The organism is Acinetobacter wuhouensis (genome assembly GCF_001696605.3).
GTDB classification, from domain to species: Bacteria; Pseudomonadota; Gammaproteobacteria; order Pseudomonadales; family Moraxellaceae; genus Acinetobacter; species Acinetobacter wuhouensis.
The window spans coordinates 1,142,025-1,164,384 of the sequence record NZ_CP031716.1; the positions used below are offsets into that span (position 1 = coordinate 1,142,025).

Sequence of the window (22,360 nt, forward strand, 5' to 3'; positions counted from 1 at the left end):
GCGTAACATTAGTGATTAATCAATCTAAAAAACTTTAAAACCCCGTTCTAGGATTAAAACGGGGTTTGTTGGGATGACTCTATTTAATTCGCAGAGAATTTTTCAAAGAGGAAGTTTTTCGGTTTAACACCTTCAGTATCTAACCAACCACGCACTGCTTCAACCATTGGCACTGGACCACATAGATAGATGTCGACATCACCTTGGTTTAACCAGTCATTTTCGATGTGACTAGTGACATAGCCTTTACGTTCATGTTGGCTATCTGCATGTGCAACAACGGTACGGTATTCAAACCATGGTAATTTGTCTTGAAGTGCATTGAGTTTTTCAATCGCGACTAAGTCAAAATCATTGGTCACACCAAAAACTAGACGTACAGGTTGTGTTGAACCTTTTTCTTCAAGAACTTGGAGCATTGACATAAATGGTGCAATACCTGTACCACCTGCGAGCATGAGGATAGGGCGCGCAACATCACGTAAATAGAAGCTACCAAATGGTCCTGTAAAGGTCATTTTGTCGCCGGATTTAACTGTTTTACTCAGAAACTCACTCATTTTTCCATTTGGCACATTACGTACCACAAAACCAGTTAAACGATTGCCTGGTTTAGAACTAAATGAATATGAACGTGTTTCTGTTGTTCCTGGAATGCCGACATTGACATATTGACCAGCAAGGAAATTGATGTCTGGCTGACCTTCATCCAACTGAATATCAAAAGTAATGGTTGAATCAGACAGATTTTCAACGCGAGAGAGTGTGCCTTGGAATTGGTGAATTTGTGTTTTACATACATCCGATGATGCTGCAATTTTAAATACAGCGTCCGAAGTCGGTTTACATTGGCAAGCTAAAATATAGCCTTGTTCAGCTTCTTCTGGTGTAAGTGCATCTTCAATATAATTTTCTTCTGGCATGTCATAGCTACCAGATTCACAAAATGCACGACATGTTCCGCAAGCGCCATCACGACAATCCAGTGGAATATTAATTTTTTGACGATAAGCTGCGTCAGAAAGGGTTTCATCTTGTGCAACGGAAATAAAGCGAGTGACGCCATCTTCGAACTGAAGTGCAACATTATGGTTTGACATGGCAGAATCCTTTTAATGTATCTAAATCTTCTGCCGCCCAGTCAAATTTCCATATGGCTGAACGGCGACCTTGCTGAGTTGATCAACCCAGTCTTAGAGGTGGTTTTTGAAACGATTTTTGAGAAGAATCGCGTTCTAGAGGTGGTAAATATCAATCACTTGATTGATATAGTCATTTTTCAGTACGACATATTTACTGAGGATTTTTGGTTGTTCACCTGAAAAATCAATTTCGTATTTCGAGGTACCAAAGTAGCTGTATGAAGCTTTATAACGGAAACTGAGCGTGTTCCAATTGAAGCGTACCGTCACTTTATCACCATCACGTTCAATCACTTCTACATTGGCAATGTTGTGTGAAGTTCGTGTATCAGGCATGGTTGCAGATGAGCGTTCAGTTTTGATACGGAACACACGATCTTCAAGCCCTTGGCGATCTGGATAATAGATGAGTGAAATTTCAGACTGTGGGTCTTCTGTTAATTTGTCATCATCATCCCAAGCTGGCATCCAAAATGATGCACTTGGTGCATAACATGCCAACCAATCATCCCATTGTTCATCATCTAAAAAGCGAGCTTCACGATAGAGAAATTGACAGATATTCTCCAAAGAAGTTTTATCTTGTGTACTCATGCCACTTCTCCTTGTGTTGTCGCTTCTAATTCAGCCAGTTCTTTTTCAGCAGAAATTGCATGTTTCATGGTTTTTAACCAATACTGATGCTGTGCCAAATAAAGCCCTTCATCTTCCGTTTTGATACAACTAATTGCAGGTTTTAAACCAATTTCATTGGCTGCATCATCAGGTCCTTGAATCCAATGTTTAGAACCACGACACATATCGTTCCATTCCAATTCGATGCCTGCATAGCCCGCTTGGCATGCGCGGAATTCTTCTAAATCATCAGGCGTTGCCATACCAGAAGCATTAAAGAAATCTTCATATTGGCGGATACGACGTGCGCGCGCTTCAGGTGCTTCGCCAACAGGTGCGATACAGTAAATTGTGACTTCAGATTTGTTGACAGAAATCGGGCGAACCACACGAATTTGTGAACCGAATTGATCCATCAAATATACGTTTGGATATAAGCAAAGGTTACGTGAACGTTCGATCATCCACTTCGACATTGGCGCACCGAATTTTTCTGTATATTCATCCGCTTTGGCAAAGTTAGGACGGTCTTCAGGATTGCCCCATTGAGTCCATAACAACATATGACCATTGTCAAAACCGTAAGAACCACCACCTTGTTTGCCCCAAGAACCAGCACTCATGGCACGTACATTGTCACCGGCTTCTTTTTCTTTACGCTGTTGCGTGGTTGCTGCATAGTTCCAATGCACCGCAGAAACGTGATAACCATCTGCACCATTTTCAGCAGTCAATTTCCAGTTGCCTTCAAAGGTATAGGTCGATGCACCACGTAAAACTTCTAGACCTTGTTCAGATTGATCGACAATCATGTCAATCACTTTGGTTGTTTCACCAAGGAATTCTTCAAGGCTTGGCACATCTGGGTTTAAGCTACCGAATAAGAAACCTTTATAGTTTTCAAAACGAGCCACTTTTTTAAGATCGTGTGAACCATCTTTATTGAAACAATCTGAATAACCCGCGTCGGCAGGGTCTTTCACTTTCAATAATTTACCCGAGTTATTAAATGTCCAGCCATGGAAAGGGCAAGTATATGTTGCTTTATTGCCACGTTTATGACGACAAAGTTGTGCACCACGATGTGAACATGCGTTGATCATCGCATTGAGTTCACCATTGCGATTACGCGCAATCAGAATTGGTTGACGACCGATATAGGTAGTGTAGTAATCGTTGTTATTTGGGATTTGACTTTCATGTGCCAAATATACCCAATTGCCCTCGAAGATATATTTCATTTCAAGGTCAAACAGACTTTGGTCTGTAAATACTGAACGATGTAATTTAAATTCACCTGTTTCAAAATTATCGACAAGTAATTCATCTATACGATCAAGGTGACTGGTGTTTATCACTGGAATACGAGGCATGTCCGTTCTCCGACTATCCATGTGGTGGGCAATTCAAAGGATTTTTTGAGCGATGAATTGACAACGCTTTGAGTTTTGTTAAATGCTTTCGCGACTTAAATTCTGTGAGTATCGTTACTTTGCTAGCGGAGGGTGTGTAGCGAGCAAATAACGCATCCCTGTTTAAAAGACATAAGGTTTTCAGTTTCGAGTGATACTCAGTTGAGTCATATTTCAGCGTTAATTCTCAGACTGGAGCAATCGACTACGAACAAACTTGATTTACATCTTGTGTTTGATATACCTTAAAAGAATGGATGGTCGCTGTCTAAGATCAAATTTGCATTTTTTTATATCTTAAAGGTATGGTGTTGAGATGGAACTCAGGCATTTACGCTATTTTGTTGCTGTTGTGGAAGAGCAAAGTTTTACCAAAGCCGCTGAAAAACTCTTTATCGCGCAACCACCACTCAGCCGACAGATTCAAAACCTTGAAAGTGAGCTTGGAATCTCATTATTTGAGAGAGGAAGCCGCCCGTTGAAAACCACTGAAGCTGGGCAATTTTTCTATCAACATGCGGTTAAACTTTTGTCTAATGCGGAAGAGGTCAAAACCATGACCAAGCGCATTGGATTGATTGAAAAAGCTGTGACGATGGGCTTTGTCGGGTCATTACTTTATGGATTATTGCCCAAAATTGTCTATATGTTTCGTCAGCTACAACCACAACTGAAAATTGAATTGGTGGAAATGAGTACCAAAGATCAGATTCAAGCACTCAAAGAAGGACGGATTGATGTTGGATTTGGACGCTTACAAATTTCAGATCCTGCGGTACGACGGGTATTGCTTCGAGAGGAACCATTGATGTTGGCAGTACATACCAGTCATCCTTTGGCAGATTCAGAAGGTACATATTTTGCTGATATAGAAGATGAAAATTTGTTTCTGTACCCAAGCCATCCAAAACCTAATTTTTCAACTCAAGTACGAAATCTGTTTTCGGAACATGGTTTAGATCCTAAAAATCTAAAAGAAGTGCGTGAAATCCAGTTAGCTCTTGGCTTGGTCGCAGCAGGTGAGGGCGTCTGTGTTGTTCCTGAAAGTGCTAGAACTATTCAATTGCCCAATTTAAAATATATTCCGTTACGAGATAGTTCTGCGAAAAGCCCAATATTTATGGCGATTCGTTGTATGGATAAAAGTGAGGATATTCTTTCTTTATTTGATTGCATTTATCAAGTTTATGACTTGGAAGGCTTTCAATATGATCGGGCAAAGATTTAAATATCATTGCCAAGAATGATCAAACAATTGTTAAATCTTCATCAATTGATAAAGTAGATTTATTTAGCGCACTTAGTTACTCATCATGTAAATAAGAGTGACTAAATTGTGCGTTCAAAATTATATTCAATAAGATAATTTATGTGAAAATTAACATATTGAAAATTCAGAAGATCTAGTAAATTTCTATTTCAACAGTAAATATAAACACCAATTAAAAATAAATAACAAAATAATGATAGAAAAATAAGCATCCAAATTATGAATTATTTTTTTTAAAATACTGTTTCTTCAATATTTTTTAATAAACCGACCTTTAAGGTATGGATTTATATGTAATCGGTTTTGGACAAAAAAAAAGGCTTCATCCATTGTTTGGGAAATTTTTATCACGTTTCTCAGCAGGAGGCTGATTATGCAAACGAATAAATTAAATATAAATAGCATTGTGGATGACGCTAAATTTACACCATTTCATTGGAGTGTTTTATTATGGTGTTTGAGTATTATTATTTTTGATGGCTATGACTTGGTGATTTATGGAGTCGCTTTGCCATTACTCATGCAAGAATGGGGATTAACAGCAGTTCAAGCGGGATTGCTTGCCAGTACAGCACTATTTGGCATGATGTTTGGTGCAATGAGTTTTGGGACGCTGTCAGATAAATTGGGTCGTAAAAAGACCATTATGATTTGTGTCGCTATTTTCAGCGGTTTTACTTTTCTGGGTGCATTTGCTTCTACACCGATTGAGTTTGGAGTTTTACGTTTTCTCGCAGGGCTTGGAATTGGCGGTGTGATGCCGAATGTTGTTGCCTTAATGACTGAATATGCACCGAAAAAAATTCGTAGTACCTTGGTTGCAGTGATGTTCAGTGGTTATGCGATTGGTGGGATGACTTCTGCATTATTGGGTGCATGGTTGGTTGCGGATTATGGTTGGAAGATCATGTTCTATATTGCCGCTATTCCAATGATTTGCTTACCTTTGATTTGGAAATTTTTACCTGAATCATTGATGTTTTTAACTCAAAAAGGTGAAAGAGATAAAGTCGCTGAAATTGTTCAAAAAATTTCACCACAGCAAAATATCACAACAAGTACTGAATTTAGTTTAAATGAAGCAAGTAATGAAGATGAAGCACCGCTCAAAGCTTTATTTCAACAAGGTCGTACTTTTAGCACCATGATGTTTTGGGTGGCATTTTTCATGTGTTTGTTAATGGTTTATGCGCTTGGAAGTTGGTTACCGAAATTGATGATTCAAGCTGGCTATTCACTTGGCGCAAGTATGCTTTTCCTTTTTGCTTTAAATATTGGTGGCATGGTTGGAGCAATCGGTGGTGGCGTCTTGGCAGATCGGTTCCATTTAAAACCTGTACTTACGATTATGTTTAGTGTAGGTGCTGTGGCATTAATTTTACTCGGTTTTAAGAGTCATCAAATTTTATTGTATAGCCTGATTGCGATTGCGGGGGCTGCAACGATTGGATCACAAATACTACTTTACACTTTTGTCGCACAATTTTATCCAGCAGCAGTACGCTCAACAGGCATGGGCTGGGCTTCTGGTATTGGACGTATCGGTGCAATCGTTGGACCTGTCCTAACTGGTGCTTTATTGACTTTACAATTACCACATCAAATGAATTTTCTCGTAATTGCGATTCCTGGTTTTATCGCAGCACTCGCAATTTTCTTGGTGAATTTAAAAGCTTCAGTCGAAAAGCAGACAATTGAAAGTATAGATTACTCGAAAAGAACAGTGAGAGAGTTGTCTTGATTAGCCATTAAAAAAACAGTGTGAATTTGGCGGTCTGAATGATATTGATTTGAAGTATGATTTGCCCCCCAAAATTTTAAAATAGAATATTATTGAATTGATGTTCTGCAGTAATATTAATTCAATAATTAGGTTTTCCTGAAAAAATGATACACGAAAACGTATCCCAAAATTTCAAAGTATGAGTTATTTATGGTACAAAACTCTGATTGTAAATGTTTCTATGAGTGATTGAATAACTTAGAAAATCTGGTCGAGTGCGCTGTTTATTTTAAATAAAAACTTAATATTATGTTTAGTTGATATTAAAAATAAACATTATTATTCAAATATATATTTTATAAAATTGTTTTAAATTAAAACGAATTGTCTATAATATTTTTTCGCACATCATTAAACTTTCAATAGCGAAGAATATGACCTTAGAAAATGAAGTTGAAGATATTCAGAAAGAACGACATGAATTTGAAACTTTATTGGGTCATCAAAAAAAACAAATCGCATCACAATTTTCAGAAGAATTAGAAGAAAAGTTCTGGAATGATCGACAAGCACGAATTTGTAAGTTGATTATCAGTGCATTCATTCCAGCCAGTATTTTTTATTTGATTTTTGAAATCATTAGTTTACCGATCAATTATTTTACCACCGAAGCTCAATTTAGAAATCATGATGTATTCATGACCTTGATTTCATATACAACAGGATGGGTGGCTTTGTTGTGCATTTATATCATGGCGAAGCATCCGATTTGGAAAAATAATTATAGTGCTATCGTGAGTACCGTCATTTGTATCAGTTTAACTATCGTTCAAAGTGTTTTATTTTTAACGCAATCACTGGCTATGACATGGCGTGGTACGCTGATTATCATTTTCGCGTTGATGTTTGCTTATATGTGTTCTGGGCTAAGACCATTACATACTTTTGTTGCAGGGATTATTGCCGCGGTTTTGACATGTATTGTTTTGGGATTGACTGCTAAGCATGTCCCACCATGGGTATTATTTAATGTCATGATCTTGGGAAATTTAGTGGGCTTAGGGCTTGCTATTTTAACGGTCTCCACAGAACGAGTACGCTTTTTACAGTCACGAATTATTGAACTAGATAAAAAATTGTATGAAATTTTAAATAAACATCTAACCACGATTAGTCAACAAGATACTTTAACATTATTGGGAAATCGGCGTAGTTTTAAGTATCAAATGGAAGAAATGATTCAATGGACACAGCAATCTCAGAGTAGTTTAGCTGTACTGTTTATTGATGTAGATTTTTTTAAAATGTTTAATGATGTCTATGGGCATCAACAGGGTGATTTGGCTTTAGTACGTGTTGCTCAAACCTTAAAAAGACATATTTCAGAAGATGATTTGGCGATTCGTTATGGAGGAGAAGAGTTTGTCATTGTTTTGGTGAATACGAATTTACAAGAATCAAAACAGATTGCTGAAAACATTTTACAAGACATACGAGACCAAAAAATAGTTCATGAGAAATCAGAAATTTCTGCATATTTAACATTAAGTATTGGTATGACCTTATATAAAAATAAACAGATGGCGTATGATGAGATTTTAAATGTCGCAGATAATGCTTTGTATGAATCAAAGCGTTTAGGTCGAGATCGTTTGACCTACTTAGAAATTTAATTGGATATGATATTCAACACTTTTATTCGTAGAAAATCAGAGCAATTACAGCATCGATTTTAGAAGAACATCGCTTCTACATAGTTTTCACGTCTACAAAGCGGTATCATAGTTGCATCAATACCTTGGGCTATACTATGAAAATTGTTGCAGATGAAAATCTCGCATTTACCGAATATTTTTTTGCTGAATTTGGCGATATTCATCAAGCAGCAGGGCGTAGTTTAAGTCATGACAATGTGATAGATGCTGAAGCATTATTGGTACGGTCAGTCACAAAAGTGAATGAACAACTGATTCAAAATACACCACTTAAATTTGTGGGCAGTGCCACAATTGGTACCGACCATCTCGACATATCAGCAATCGAAGCACAGCAAATTGCTTGGTCAAATGCAGCAGGGTGTAATGCACAAGCTGTGGCAGAATATGTCATCACTGCATTATTAAAATTGAATCCAACACTTTTATCGCAGAATAACCAATTTACTTTAGGCATTATTGGTTTGGGGAATGTGGGTTCACGTTTGGCTTATATGGCGAAACTTTTGGGTTGGAATGTCATCGGCTATGATCCTTTTGTACAGCATCATGATATTCAACAGGTTGAATTAGAAGAATTACTCAAAAATTCAGATGCAATCACGACACATGTGCCATTAACAAAATTAGGTGATTACCCAACCTATCATTTGATCAATGCAGAAACTTTGGCAATGGTAAAGCCTGAAACTATTCTGATTAATTCAGCACGTGGCCCAGTTATTGAAGAAGCTGCTTTAATTCAAGATATTCTTCAAACAAAACGTAAAGTCGTACTGGATGTGTTTGAACATGAGCCTGAAATTTCACAACAATTATTAGATTTAGTGACCATCGTGACACCACATATTGCAGGTTACAGCTTGGAAGGCAAGGCACGTGGTACACAAATGATTTACGAAGCCTTTTGTAAAACTTTTGATTATCCTGCACATAAAAAATTTGAATCACAACTTCCTGCATGTGATCAGTATTTCTATGGCAATAGTATTAAACAAACTTTGAAGCATCATTTGTCTGATATTTATAATATTTCACGTGATGACCAAAATCTACGAGCATGTTTAAAAGATGGCAAGGTTGATCAAAAAGCTTTTGATTATCTCCGTAAAACCTATCCTTTGCGCCGTGAATGGGCAGCGCACGGAGGTCCTAAAGCATGAGTGAATCTGTAAATTATCAGCCGACTTGCGATTTAAAAGCATTAAAAGCCCGTGCCAAAATGTATGCTCAACTTCGTCAGTTTTTTGCGGAACGTGATGTGTTGGAAGTGGAAACACCTGTACTTTCGCAAGCAGGCGTGACCGATGTGCATTTGGCTTCTGTGCAGGCACAGCGTCATGTACAAGGCAAAAAACAGATGCATTATCTACAGACTTCCCCTGAATTTGCCATGAAGCGTTTGCTTGCAAGTGGCAGTGGGGCGATTTATCAAATCTGTAAAGTCTTTCGTGATGATGAGCATGGGCGTAAGCACAACAGTGAATTCACCATGTTGGAATGGTATCGTCCTGAGTTTTCATTGAAAGATTTGATGTTGGAAGTGACCGATTTACTCAATGTGGTTTTGGCTGAGCGTTTTGGTGAAGTTCGCCCAACGATTTACAGTTATAAGCACGCCTTTATGGATCGTTTGGATTTAAATCCATTGCAAGCGACTTTAAAGGAATTAAAAGATGCTTGTCGCCGTGTCGGTTTAAATTTGGATTTGGGTGATGATCGTCTAGGCTACATAGACCTATTATTTTCTCACATGGTTGAGCCAAGTTTAGGTTTCGATACACCTGTGTTTTTAACGGATTTTCCACCTGAAATGGCGTCACTTGCCAAGACACGTATTGATGAAGATGGGGAATTGGTTGCAGCTCGTTTTGAGTTGTATATCGAAGGTTTGGAACTTGCCAATGCTTATGATGAACTGATTGATGCAAATGTATTGCGTGGTCGTTTTGAAGTGGATAATGCTGAGCGTGAAAAGTTGGGCTTACATGTGATGCCGATAGATGAGTATTTGCTTGCCGCATTACCAAATATGCCTGAATGTTCTGGAATTGCTTTGGGGATTGATCGTTTATTGATGGTGGTGACCAATCAAATGAAGCTCGAAAAAGTGGTGAGTTTTACAGCGGATGTGTCGTGAGGGATTGAAATCTAAAAGGCATTTTTGTGGTAAAATAGATTAAAAATAAAGCGACTTTTTTCAAGTCGCTTTTTTGATCATAAGTGGCGATATTTATAATAATTAAGATATTGAAAAATAACAAATATTTAATTTATTGTTATTCACCAATTAAAATGTCTATGCGATAAACCATTTAAAATGTCCTGTTTTTAACCACAAGAGTCAAGCACAGGATTTAAGTTTCTTTGTTCAACAACAGCTTTCTGAGCTTTACGACTTGGCATACTTTTCTTGGCCCGGGAACGTTTATTCTGTTTTTCTAGTTCTTCATGCTGCTGTTGAATATGCGCCAGGACTGAACCTAACCGTTTATTCTCAACAATCTCATTTTGCTGTAGCCCAGCCAATTTATTGAAGATGCTGTAGTTGAGCTTTCGTCCTTCATGCATGAGGGCCACAGTGCCATCCGGATACTCCAGAAATGCAATGTATTGCCCAGCAAGCTTATGATTCAGCTCTGTCGGTTCAAGCAGATAAATACATTTGTCATAGGTAATCGTCAGGTTCTTGGTGACCTTACGCGGTTCCTGCCAGGTAAAAATATCATCCAGTTCAAGATCAGATTCGGTTAATGGACGATGCAGGTTCTTTGAGTTTCGCGCACATTTGGCGAACTTCTGATTGAACTGCTCAATAAAGCAGGGCAACCAGGCATTTGCTTCTGCAATCGAACAGATGCCTTCCAGGCGCATCTCCTTGATCAAACGGTCCTGAAGGGTTCTATTCGCTCGCTCTACGCGACCCTTCGCCTGTGGGGAGTTGGCGAAGATAATATCAATGTTTAACTCATTCAGAATCCGCCCAAATTGCGTGATCTTGCTGTCTTGGCTGGATTTCTGATTCACTCTGAATACCGAGTGTTTATCGCTGTAAAAGGCCAAGGGCTTGCCGTATTGCTCAATGTAGGCTCGGGTTGAAAGCATATAGTCAAAGGTCGTTTCAGCCTCACAAAAGCGCAGATGCAACAGCTTGCCGGTAGCATCATCGATATAAACCAGCAAACAGCATTTGGTGGCTCTTCCTTCAAACCAGTCATGATATGAGCCATCAATCTGGATCAGCTCACCGAAGCAATCACGGTTATAGCGTGGCTGGTATGGGCGTTTTAGACGTTTGGATCGCGGAATCCAAAGGTCATTTGCAGTCATCCAGCGCCGAACCGTTTCTACCGGGATATTCAGGTCAAACATGCTGCTGAGCTTCTCATGCGCCAAGGTAGGTCCAAAGCCCAGCAGATGTTCAGAAATAATGGAAAGACATTGCGATTTTAATAAATCGTCATGGCGATGATGGCCCGGTTGACCACGACTGGCATGCGTCATGCCTGAAACACCATCTTGATTGAGCTTCTGCAATAACCGGGTAATTTGACGGGTGGAAAGATTCAGGATTTCAGCAGCACGGACTTGGGTAATACGATGATCTCGAACGTCTTGCAGAACTGCAAGACGTTGAATTTCTTTGTCAGACATAGTGATCAGCATCTATATTTTATATCCAGTCCATGGTGATAAAAATCATCATAAACCAGACATTTTTATTGGTGAGAATATAGACACTTTAAATGGGTTCTAACATTTATACTTCGTATAACGCCCATTATGTTAAATAGAGGGCTATTTAGTAGATAACTCAAGTATTAGTGATTTTATTTTAAATAATAAGGGAATAAGTCTATGAAAATATTTAATATAGAATTAGTATATAAATATTTTTTTAATTTCAATTATTTATTAAATTTTATTGAGGGCTAAATGGATATTCTTGAATGGATTAATGTGGGTAAAGTGGCTGCTGAGAGAGATGATTTGTTGTCAGAATACTTCTTTGATAACGGAGTTTTAGATAAGGTAATTGATAGTCCTTCATCATTTTTAGTGCTAGGCCGAAAAGGGGCTGGAAAAACTGCAGTATTTAAATATCTATCAGAAAATGCGCACAACTTTATAAGTCAAAAAGATATATTAGTTTCTTTATCATTTGAAGATTATAATTGGAATATTCATTCACTTTTATTAGATGAAAAAAAAGCTGAATCATTAGCATATAAACAATCATGGAAGCTTGTAATTCTTATTGAAAGCATCAAAGCCTATAGAGAATGGTTTATTAGTGAAAAAAAGAAGGTGCCGAAAGAGCTTGAAAAATGTAATACACTTTTAGAAAAGATCTTTGACTCCCCAATTCCATCGATATATCAAGTTATTGGTAAGAAGATTTTATCGTTATCTGGAGTTACTTTACCGAAAGCTGGATTATCAATTGAAGACGGTGGACTTGAAGGGTTAGAACTTAATGTTGGAGAGGTTTCCTTTCAAGATGTTCAAAAAAATCAATCATTAAAGCAACATCTATCAGAAAATATTGAACACTTAATAGATTTCTTAGATAAGTCTTTACAAAAGCTATTAGCTGAAAACAATCTTCCTGTTGTGTATTTGTGCTTCGATCGTATTGACGAGGCTTGGGATAATGTTTCTTACAGCTCATCTAAACGAGTTATTGCAGGCTTAGTAAGTGCTAGTGACTCTATTACTAGTCAATACAAAGAAAAAATAAGACCGATTATTTTTTTGAGAGAAGATATCTTTGATGTTCTCAGCATTAATGATGCTAATAAATTACGCGAAGATTGTGGAGCCTTACTGCATTGGAATAAAGCTTCTTTGGCTAGTTTAAGAGATGGATCCGTAAATTTGAACAACTCCTATAAGTGATATTCTGCTCCTCAAATGATGTTATAAACATCAATATATGGAGTATTTTATGGCACGTAGACCAAGAAGAAATCATTCAAATGATTTTAAAGCTAAGGTAGCACTTGCTGCGATTAAAGCAGAAAAAACACTTGCTGAATTGAGTGCTGAGTTTGATGTTCATCAAAACCAAATTATTGACTGGAAAAATCAATTGATCTCAGCTTCCTCGCAAGCTTTCGATCAATCAAAAGCTCCAACAGAACCACCCATCGATCTAAAAAAACTACATGCAAAAATCGGTGAGCAGGCATTAGAAATTGATTTTTTAGAAGGTGTGTTGAAGAAACTGGGCCGCTTCAACCACAAAAGTTAATCGACGACTCACTTCAGATTTCAGTATCTAAGCAAGCTAAGCTGCTGAAAGTCTCCCGTGGTTGTTATTACTATCGCCCAAAACCTGTGAGTGCATCAGATCTGAAGCTGATGCGATGTATTGATGAATTACATATGCAATATCCTTTTGCAGGCAGTCGTATGATGCGTGATTTGTTGAATCGTCAAGGACATCATATAGGACGACGTCATACACGTACTTTAATGAAGAAAATGGGTATTCAGGCGTTATATTGCAAACCAAATTTAAGCCAGGCTAATCAAGCTCACCGTAAATATCCATATCTGCTCAAAGGGTTGGCTATTCAGCGCAGTAATCAAGTGTGGTCTACGGATATAACGTATATCCCTATGGCAAAAGGCTTTGTTTATTTATGTGCTGTGATTGATTGGCATAGCCGCAAGGTACTTGCGCATAGGGTATCGATTAGTATGGAGGTGGATTTTTGTATTTCGGCTTTAAATGAAGCGATTGAAAAATATGGTCGACCTGAAATATTTAATACAGACCAAGGCAGCCAGTTTACCAGTGATGCATTTATTGATGTATTGAAATCAAATGGCATTCAAATCAGTATGGATGGTAAAGGTCGATGGGTAGATAATGTGATGGTTGAACGATTATGGCGGAGCGTTAAATATGAAGAGGTGTATCTCAAAGCTTATAGCAGTGTCACAGATGCGAAAAAGCAATTAAGTGCATATTTTGAGTTTTATAATTTGAAACGACCTCATTCGAGTCTAGACAAAATGACACCAAATGAGTTTTACTATGATCAGCTACCCCAACAAAACAAGGTGGCTTAACTAGAGCGGAATATCACTTATAAATACGCTTTTAGTTGTTCAAACAAGTGGGACCACCTCTTTTATTACTCCGTCGTATAAATTATTTTGCAAAAGAAAATAATATTCCAACTATAGATAATTTAGATGATTTATTTGATAAAAATGAAATGAGGCAACGTACAAAACCTACTAATTACTTATTAAAACGTACTATGATGAGACCTCGAGATTTGATTTCAATAATGGGAAGAATTATTGAAACTATGAAAGACAAACAAAATGATCCATTCAATGATGAAGCTATTATTTTTGAAAAATTAGAGTCTCAGTCTATTTATGATGCAGAACCAGGTTATTCTGATTGGCTAAAGAAAGAAATTATTGATGAATGGGCTGTACAGAAACCGATTATCCACAATTTATTAAATGCTCTTCAAAATAATGGTTCAACAAATTTCACTAAAGAAGCATTAGAAAAGGAATTAACAATCTTAGAAGAGGAGTTAAAATCTGGAGATATAACTGATCATTTACGTTTCCTTTTCGATAACTCGATCATTGGGTTTAAGATAGGTTCATCTAAAGAATGGCGTTTTAAATGTTTTTACCCTACCCAAGGCTTTGTTGATTCTGATGAATATCGTGTTCATGAAGGTTTAGTTAGAGTATTAAATTTGAGAGAGAATAGAGAAGCTGAATGATTCCGTACTTTTTCTGTTATAAATTTTAGTGTATTTAAAATTAACAGAATACACCTTATGCGAAATACCAATATATTGTTAAATAATTTCAACAACTTGTAATACATGAAAAGCCTGACTTAGACAAGTTAGGCTTTTTTATATGAAATTTCATTATTCCACGTAAACCATCATTAGGTAGTTTTTAGTCGTTACCAATAATGAATGTAATCCTCCCATTTCTGAGAGGACTTTTCATTTATGCTGTATGCGTATGATGCCCTAATTCATGCTTTAAATGCCCAATCGCCTCAATCCGTTTCTGAATCAACATCTCACCAATATCTGCACCTTGAATTTCAGGTGGGAGGTCAGAAGCCTTAATGGTACGAACAGTTTTCATCGCATCTAAAACATAGTTTGCCTGAGGATAGTCACGATCCTCTAAACCCAAACGACCACGCGCATCACATTCACACGCCTGCACAAAAGCTTCGACACGCTCAGGGCGACGCAAAACATCCAAACGCTGTAACAAACGCCATAAAGTACCAGCTTTTAATGTAAAAGCTTGATGACATTTCAAATGCTCTTTACACACTGCCAAAGCAAGTTGCTTGGTTAACGTAGGAACTTTTAAACGATCACAGACTTCAGTCACAGGTTTAATTCCACGTTCTTCATGCATGATATGACGCGGTAATTCTGCTTCTGGTGTTAATGCTTTACCTAAATCATGAACCAAGACAGCAAAACGCACATCCAAAGAATAATTGGCTTTACAGGCTTGTTGCAAAGACATCAGGGTATGAATACCGCAGTCTATTTCAGGATGATATTCAGGACGTTGTGGAACACCAAACAAGGCATCAATTTCAGGGAATAAAACTTTTAAAGCACCACATTCACGTAATACTTGAAAATAAACATCAGCACGATCTTCCATCAAAGCACGTGAGGTTTCTTTCCAAACACGTTCAGGGGTTAGCGCTTCTAATTCACCTGACTCAGCGAGTTGACGCATCAATGCCAAAGTTTCATCGGCTATTGAAAAGCCATATTGCGCATAACGTGCAGCAAAGCGGGCAACACGGAGTACACGTAAAGGATCTTCAGCAAAGGCAATAGATACATGACGCAGGATTTTATTATTTAAATCATCCTGACCATGATAGGGATCAAACACTTGACCATCGGCATCCATAGCAATTGCATTAATGGTTAAATCACGACGAATTAAATCTTCTTCTAATGTCACCGCAGGATCGGTATAAAACTCAAAGCCATGATAACCATGCCCAGATTTACGTTCGGTTCGGGCAAGTGCATATTCATCTTTGGTTTCAGGATGCAAAAAAACAGGGAAGTCTTTACCCACAGGTTGATAACCTTGGGCAAGAAGTTGTTCAGGTGTTGCACCGACAACAACATAATCTTTTTCGTGATAGGGATGACCGAGTAAATGATCTCTGACAGCACCGCCTACTAAATAAACTTGCATGAAAAAACCTCTATTCTTAATGCCATCATGCAACAGAATAGAGGTTTTCTCAAGTACAGATCTTTAGTTTACTAAAGATTCATGTATTAACTTTCAGCTTGTTGAATTTCAGCAACTGTTAATGCAGTCATATTCACCAAACGACGAGTTGTTGCAGTCGGTGTTAAAATATGAACTGGTTTAGAAGCACCTAGCAAGATAGGACCAATGGTCACATTATTGCCAGATGTTGATTTTAACAAGTTGAATGAAATGTTTGCCGCATCAAGGTTTGGCATGATCAACAAGTTTGCAGAACCTTTGAAACGTGAGTTCGGGAATGCAAAATGACGAATATTTTCATCCAAAGCCGCATCGGCATGCATTTCACCTTCAACTTCAAGTTCAGGTGCAATTTCGGACAAAATTTCAAACACTTTACGCATTTTTTGAGCGCTAGGGTCAGTTTGATCTGAGCCAAAACTTGAGTGAGACAATAATGCAACACGCGGTGTCATACCGAAACGACGTACTTCTTCAGCCGCTAAAATAGTCATTTCAGCCAATTGTTCAGCCGTTGGGTTACGGTTGATATAGGTATCAGCAATAAATAAATTGCGATCTTCAAGCATCAATGCATTCAAGGTAAAGAAGTTATTACGACCTTCTTTTAGCCCGATTACATTACTAACGAAATCCAAATGGATGTCATAGCTTGAATAGGTACCACATAACATACCATCAGCAAGACCGTGACGAACTAACATTGCAGCAATCAAAGTAGAACGACGACGTGATTCACGTTGAGCATACTCAGGTGTTACGCCTTTGCGTTGCATAATGCTGTGATAATCTTCAGCAAATTTTTCATAATCAGGATTATTTTCTTGATCAACGATGGTGATATTCACACCATTGTCAAGACGTAAGCCTAATTTTTTGATATTTGCTTCGATTACAGCAGTACGACCCACAAGGATCGGATGCGCTAAACCTTCATCAACTGCAATTTGAACTGCACGAAGTACACGCAAATCTTCACCTTCTGCATAAGCAATACGCTTAGGAGCAGATTTCGCTTGCGCAAAAATAGGCTTCATCATCAATGCTGAGTTATAAACGAACTCAGAAAGACGTTGACGATATGCAGAGAAATCAGTAATCGGACGGCTTGCAACACCAGAATCCATTGCAGCTTGTGCAACAGCAGGGGCAATTTCAAGAATCAAACGTTGATCAAGCGGACGTGGAATTAAATAGTCACGACCAAAAGATGCAGATTTTTCACCATAAGATGCAGCGTCTGCTTCAACGTGCGCCATACGTGCAATCGCATGTACACATGCAATCTTCATTTCTTCGTTAATGGTAGTTGCACCAACGTCCAAAGCACCACGGAAGATATATGGGAAGCAAAGTGCATTATTCACTTGGTTTGGATAGTCAGAACGCCCTGTTGCCATGATTACGTCAGGACGAACTTCATGTGCATGTTCAGGTAAAATTTCTGGATCTGGGTTTGCCAATGCAAAGATGATTGGATCAGCTGCCATCACTTTAACCATTTCTTTGGTTAAAATACCTGCCGCAGAAAGCCCCAAGAACATGTCCGCACCTGCGATTACGTCTGCAAGTTGAGTACCTTCGATGTCTTGCACATAACGCTTTTTAGACTCATCCAAACCTTCACGTTTAGTGGTCAATAAGCCACGTGAGTCAGCCACGATGATATTTTCTTTCTTCGCACCAATCGCACAAAGTAAATCTAAGCAAGAGAGGGCCGCAGCACCTGCACCTGAAGCGATGATTTTGATTTCTTCAATTTTTTTGCCATTCAATTGCAAAGCATTGATTAATGCAGAACCAACAATAATTGAAGTACCATGTTGGTCATCGTGGAACACAGGAATATTCATGCGTTCACGAAGTTTTTGTTCAATGTAGAAACATTCTGGTGCTTTAATATCTTCTAAGTTGATACCGCCAAAAGTAGGCTCTAATGCTGCAACAATATCAACAATTTTATCTGGATCATTTTCAGCAATTTCGATGTCAAATACATCGACACCAGCGAACTTTTTAAATAATACGCCTTTACCTTCCATCACAGGTTTTGAAGCTAAAGGACCAATATTTCCAAGACCTAAAACAGCAGTACCATTACTGACCACAGCGACCAAGTTACCACGTGCTGTATAAAGAGCCGCTTTTGATGGGTCTTTCTCGATTTCCAAACATGGCGCAGCAACACCAGGGGAGTAGGCAAGTGCAAGATCATGTTGGTTAACGAGTTGCTTACTAGGAGTGACGCTGATTTTTCCTGGAGTTGGAAATTCATGATAATACAGAGCTTGCTGTTTTAGTGATTGATCGTCCATTTACATCTCGTTTGTTACAATGTACCAGCGGGCGCTGGTGATTTTGGCTAAATTTTCTTGAATATACCATTTGTTGAGCAATATCGACAGTCAAAATGTGCTTATTTCAAACAAAGTTATAGCTTTGAAATCTAAATATCCTAACAAATAGTGATAAGTTTATGTTGTTCTAAATATTTCGTGCTATCCGCAGAGGACAGCGCTTTAGAGAAATAGAAGCCTTGTAAAATATAGCAACCGTGTTTTTCTAGGAACAACATTTGTTCTCTAGTTTCAACACCTTCTGCAACAAGCGTAATCCCGATCGCATTGCCCATTGCAATGATTGCATTTACGATCGCTTCATCTTTTTCTTGTCCAATTTTAGAAATAAAAGCTTTATCAATTTTTAAAATATCAAAAGGATAACTGGTTAAATAGGCGAGCGATGAATAGCCTGTACCAAAATCATCCAAAGAAATAGAAATATGGCGTTCTTTGAGTTGCTGTAGAAGAATATTTACATCCTCTGATTTATCAAATAATGTAGATTCTGTCAGTTCGAGCTCTAACATGTCCCCAGAAATATTATATTTTTGAAGTGCATAATCAATTTCATCGACTAACTCACCACGATAAATTTGTTGCGCAACGATATTGATTGAAACTCTAAAGTGATCAAAACCTAAGCCTTGCCATTCTTGAATTTGCTTACAAGTTTCATGCAGCACGAAAAGCCCAATGTCTGAAATCAAACTGGTTTCTTCTGCAAGCGGAATAAAGATGTCGGGTGAAATATAACCATGAATAGGGTGTAACCAGCGAATTAATGCTTCAAAGCCGTATATTCTATTGGTTCGAATACAAATTTTAGGTTGATAATGTACTGCAAGCTCTTTGTTTTTTATGGCTTTACGCAATTCATTTTCTAAGTTGACTTCTTGATTATGAATGGCTGTTTTCTTGTTTGAATAGAAATAAACCGTATTTCCACCTAAACGCTTGGCTTCATTCAGTGCGGATTCAGCATGCCCATTTAAGCTATCTAACTGTAGACCATGTTCTGGATAAATAGCGGCACCAATAGAAATGGTAATAATCTGTTCTTGTCCATTGATTTCGAAGAGTTGTTTAAAATCTTCTAATAGTTTTTGAGTTTGTTGGTGAATATCAATATTACAGCTACTTAGATTATAGATAACTGCAAAATCATCATTATTCAGATAAGCAATTAAGGACGCGTGAGTACAACTGAGTCTTAAACGATTGGCAACTTGTTTGAGTAATTCATCTCCATCTTTGTGACTTGTAAACTCATTAAATAGTTTAAAACGGTCGATATTGATTCGTAAAACAGCAAAGCTTTTAAATGAATCAGAATAATGTGTCAGATAATTGTGGAGTTGTTGTTTAAAATAAAAACGATTTGGTAAATCGGTCAGAATATCATAATGTTCTAAGTATGATAGCCGTTGCTCTTGTTTTTTACGATCAGTTAGATCAGTAATAATGCCAACATAATTTGCAACTTTATTTTTTTCATCATAAATCGCATTGATATGAACCCACAGAATGACTTTTTTACCTGAAGTGAAATCGACCTGTATTTCAGACTCGTATTCTCCATCGCGGATTAATTCTTGAGTGATTAGGGTATATTCTTGTTGAATTTTCGGGTTGTTATTTATTGTAATATCAAATAGATGTCGTCCAATAACTTCTTCTTCTTTATAATTTAAGAGTTTTTCAAAATAAGGATTAACCTCTAAATAACATAGGTTATTATCTAAAACAAAAACACCTTCCGCAACTTGATCTAGTACATTCGCTGCAAGTTTTAATTTTTCCTGATCTGTTTTTTCTTTTTGAATGTTACGTTGAATGCCAACCATTCTTAGCGGCTTATTTTTTGAGTTTTTAGAAACGACTTTACCAATGTCTTGAACCCAACACCATTGATCATCATGTTTAATACGGTAAATAGCTTCGAAACGTCCACTTTTTCCTTTGAGATGCTGGATGAGTAAGGTTTTATAGTTCGCAATATCTTCAGGATGGATATAGTCATTGATACTATTTGGTTTTAGATTTAATTGTCTAAACTCTACATCACTTTTTGAGTTGGCAATTTCAAAGGTGCGCTTTTCAATATTCCACACCCATGAGTGGATTCCAGCCGTTTCATGTGCAAAAGATAAATTGGCTTGATGATTCTCCAAACGGTCATTGATTTGCTTAAAATCATAAATTCTTTCTTTCACAGTTTGTTCAAGTAGATGATTATGCATTTGCAATTCATCTTTCATTGCTTGAGTTTTTGAAATCTCTGATTTGAGTTGTTGCTGCAAATATTGTGATTCTTCAAGTCGTTCCTGTGATTGTTTAAACAGAAATTTATTTTTAGTGTTTAGGTTTTCTGCACGAATATAAATTTTATGTGAGACATAGGCGCAAAAAAATAAAAGTAAGAACCATATAATAAAAATTGTACTGTAGATCTCATTTGTATTTGTGGGGAAAAGTAGCGGCACACTAAAAATTGGGGTAACAGCAGGGATATAAAAAGCTAAAAAGTAGCTGAATCTTTGATTTAGAAAGTTCATAGCCATCATGGATGGGAAACTTAATAAAAATCCAGATAATAGAAAAGAGTAAAAAGGAGCAACTATATTTGGCATCAACGAGATTTCTAAATTAAGTATATAAATACCTAGACCCAGTAGACTACCTAAAATTAAACAAAAAACCTGAAATAATGTATTGATATATTTGAATTTTTTTATTTTATGTTGATATGTGACGTAAGTATTAAAAATAAAAAAAGACAAAATAAAAAAACTTGAAAGTGCCAACCAAATCGTTAATGCACTCGACGTTTTATGAAATAGACAAAAATAAATGAATACATCAGAAACACAGCTAAAAAGTAGCCATAGAAAAAAAATTCTAAGCTGTTTTGCGATCTTTCTTATATTGGATGAGTTGACACCATATGAAAGAAGCTCTTCCTGAACATCATTCATTTATCATTACACCTTTGTCATTTTAAGAAAAGCATTGAAATAATAATTTATTTTTTAGTTTTATTAATCAATAGGCTGTTTTAAAGCTAAAATACCGTGAAATGTATCAGATTGCAATAGTGATATGTGACTTGTTTTGCTTTTTTATTTGTAATAATTCAAAATGGATAATGCGACAACTGGAGCTGTTTCAGTTCTCAATACACGGTTCCCGATGCACCAGTTTTTAAATCCGTAATCATTTGCCTGGCTGATTTCAGCTTCACTGAGTCCACCTTCTGGACCAATCAATAGCACAATATCCTGGCTTGCATCTTTAAGCACTTCCGTCTGTTCTTTTTCAGGTGCGAGTACAAGTTTAGTTGTCGGTAATGCTGTTTGTAACCATTGCTCAAGACTGAGTGGTGCAAGTATTTGAGGAATAATATTCATGCCGCATTGTTCACAGGCTGCAATTGCGATGCCTTGCCAGTGATCAATTTTCTTCTGATCACGGTCGTATTTTAAACGCATTTCACAGCGTTCAGAAGTCAACAGCTGAATTTTGGAAACACCAAGTTCGACCGCCTTTTGAATTGCATAATCCATACGGTCACCTTTACTCATCACTTGCCCAAGCAGTGCGGTGAAGTGAGGTGTACGGTTGTCAGGATTAAAGGTGTCAATATGAACTGAAGCAGATTTTTTCGCAACATCAACTAATGTCACAGCATATTCACCACCTTGTCCATTGAACAAAGTGGCTTTTTCACCAATCTGCGCACGTAAGACTTTGACCCAGTGATGGAAAACTGTTTCAGTCAGTTCAACCGTAGTATCAACAGCTAAATCAGTTTCAATATAAAAACGGGGCATTCAGTCTTACTCGCAAAATAGGTGA

16 protein-coding genes are annotated in these 22,360 nt (G+C 37.4%); 8 read left to right on the top strand and 8 right to left on the bottom strand.

All coding sequences use genetic code 11. The features are described 5' to 3' along the window. Positions 1 to 83 precede the first annotated feature (83 nt). The 3 genes from benC to benA all read right to left on the bottom strand — a co-directional run bounded on the left by benC (position 84) and on the right by benA (position 3,130). Positions 84 to 1,100 carry a benzoate 1,2-dioxygenase electron transfer component BenC gene (benC, locus tag BEN71_RS06055; protein WP_068975466.1) on the bottom strand — a complete coding sequence of 339 codons (1,017 nt, stop codon included), beginning with the start codon at positions 1,098 to 1,100 and terminating at the stop codon, positions 84 to 86. A 135-nt stretch (positions 1,101 to 1,235) separates the two neighbouring features. Beyond that, positions 1,236 to 1,736 (bottom strand): benzoate 1,2-dioxygenase small subunit, encoded by a 501-nt coding sequence (benB, locus tag BEN71_RS06060; RefSeq protein ID WP_068975467.1) that lies wholly within the window; start codon positions 1,734 to 1,736, stop codon positions 1,236 to 1,238. Then, a complete protein-coding gene (gene benA / locus BEN71_RS06065; RefSeq protein ID WP_068975468.1) occupies positions 1,733 to 3,130 on the bottom strand; it encodes a benzoate 1,2-dioxygenase large subunit in 1,398 nt (465 codons plus the stop codon). Before benA ends, benB begins: the two co-directional genes overlap by 4 nt. Before the next feature lie 355 nt (positions 3,131 to 3,485). On the opposite strand from benA, the gene BEN71_RS06070 reads away from it, so the two are divergent. The 5 genes from BEN71_RS06070 to epmA all read left to right on the top strand — a co-directional run bounded on the left by BEN71_RS06070 (position 3,486) and on the right by epmA (position 10,017). Further along, positions 3,486 to 4,397 (top strand): LysR family transcriptional regulator, encoded by a 912-nt coding sequence (locus BEN71_RS06070; RefSeq protein ID WP_068975469.1) that lies wholly within the window; start codon positions 3,486 to 3,488, stop codon positions 4,395 to 4,397. A 415-nt stretch (positions 4,398 to 4,812) separates the two neighbouring features. Beyond that, positions 4,813 to 6,180 carry an MFS transporter gene (locus tag BEN71_RS06075; RefSeq protein WP_068975470.1) on the top strand — a complete coding sequence of 456 codons (1,368 nt, stop codon included), beginning with the start codon at positions 4,813 to 4,815 and terminating at the stop codon, positions 6,178 to 6,180. A gap of 416 nt (positions 6,181 to 6,596) precedes the next feature. Next, positions 6,597 to 7,835, top strand: a complete 1,239-nt coding sequence (locus tag BEN71_RS06080; RefSeq protein ID WP_068975471.1) for a GGDEF domain-containing protein — start codon at positions 6,597 to 6,599, stop codon at positions 7,833 to 7,835. Positions 7,836 to 7,972: 137 nt separating this feature from the next. Continuing rightward, positions 7,973 to 9,040: a 4-phosphoerythronate dehydrogenase gene (locus tag BEN71_RS06085; RefSeq protein WP_068975472.1), complete on the top strand. Its 1,068-nt coding sequence runs from the start codon at positions 7,973 to 7,975 to the stop codon at positions 9,038 to 9,040. After that, complete coding sequence (epmA, locus tag BEN71_RS06090) at positions 9,037 to 10,017, top strand: EF-P lysine aminoacylase EpmA (protein WP_068975473.1); 981 nt, start codon at positions 9,037 to 9,039, stop codon at positions 10,015 to 10,017. The genes BEN71_RS06085 and epmA overlap by 4 nt, the downstream gene beginning before the upstream one ends. 191 nt (positions 10,018 to 10,208) lie before the next feature. Here the strand turns inward: epmA and BEN71_RS06095 are convergent, their stop codons facing one another. Further along, the gene (locus tag BEN71_RS06095; protein WP_039255483.1) at positions 10,209 to 11,543 is read right to left on the bottom strand and encodes an ISNCY family transposase; all 1,335 of its coding nucleotides are present in this window, start codon (positions 11,541 to 11,543) and stop codon (positions 10,209 to 10,211) included. A gap of 270 nt (positions 11,544 to 11,813) precedes the next feature. On the opposite strand from BEN71_RS06095, the gene BEN71_RS06100 reads away from it, so the two are divergent. The 3 genes from BEN71_RS06100 (at position 11,814) to BEN71_RS06110 (ending at position 14,641) form a co-directional block, all read left to right on the top strand. After that, entirely contained in the window at positions 11,814 to 12,776 is a 963-nt protein-coding gene (locus BEN71_RS06100; RefSeq protein WP_068976127.1) for a P-loop ATPase, Sll1717 family, read from the top strand. Positions 12,777 to 12,825: 49 nt separating this feature from the next. After that, positions 12,826 to 13,958 (top strand): IS3-like element ISAba14 family transposase gene (locus tag BEN71_RS06105; protein WP_223155595.1). Its coding sequence is split into 2 segments (ribosomal slippage): positions 12,826 to 13,078 and positions 13,078 to 13,958, totalling 1,134 coding nucleotides; the frame shifts between segments, so codons are not numbered across the junction. Positions 13,959 to 14,005: 47 nt separating this feature from the next. After that, positions 14,006 to 14,641 (top strand): P-loop ATPase, Sll1717 family, encoded by a 636-nt coding sequence (locus BEN71_RS06110; RefSeq protein ID WP_152033032.1) that lies wholly within the window; start codon positions 14,006 to 14,008, stop codon positions 14,639 to 14,641. 238 nt (positions 14,642 to 14,879) lie between these two features. On the opposite strand, the gene BEN71_RS06115 is transcribed toward BEN71_RS06110, so the two are convergent. The 4 genes from BEN71_RS06115 to BEN71_RS06130 all read right to left on the bottom strand — a co-directional run bounded on the left by BEN71_RS06115 (position 14,880) and on the right by BEN71_RS06130 (position 22,335). Further along, positions 14,880 to 16,121 carry a multifunctional CCA addition/repair protein gene (locus BEN71_RS06115; protein ID WP_068975273.1) on the bottom strand — a complete coding sequence of 414 codons (1,242 nt, stop codon included), beginning with the start codon at positions 16,119 to 16,121 and terminating at the stop codon, positions 14,880 to 14,882. A gap of 86 nt (positions 16,122 to 16,207) precedes the next feature. Continuing rightward, positions 16,208 to 18,478, bottom strand: coding sequence for an NADP-dependent malic enzyme (locus BEN71_RS06120; RefSeq protein ID WP_068975272.1), 2,271 nt, complete (start codon positions 18,476 to 18,478; stop codon positions 16,208 to 16,210). A gap of 140 nt (positions 18,479 to 18,618) precedes the next feature. Next, a complete protein-coding gene (locus tag BEN71_RS06125; RefSeq protein ID WP_068975271.1) occupies positions 18,619 to 21,480 on the bottom strand; it encodes a sensor domain-containing protein in 2,862 nt (953 codons plus the stop codon). A gap of 144 nt (positions 21,481 to 21,624) precedes the next feature. Then, entirely contained in the window at positions 21,625 to 22,335 is a 711-nt protein-coding gene (locus BEN71_RS06130) for a 16S rRNA (uracil(1498)-N(3))-methyltransferase (RefSeq protein WP_068975270.1), read from the bottom strand. Positions 22,336 to 22,360: the final 25 nt, after the last annotated feature.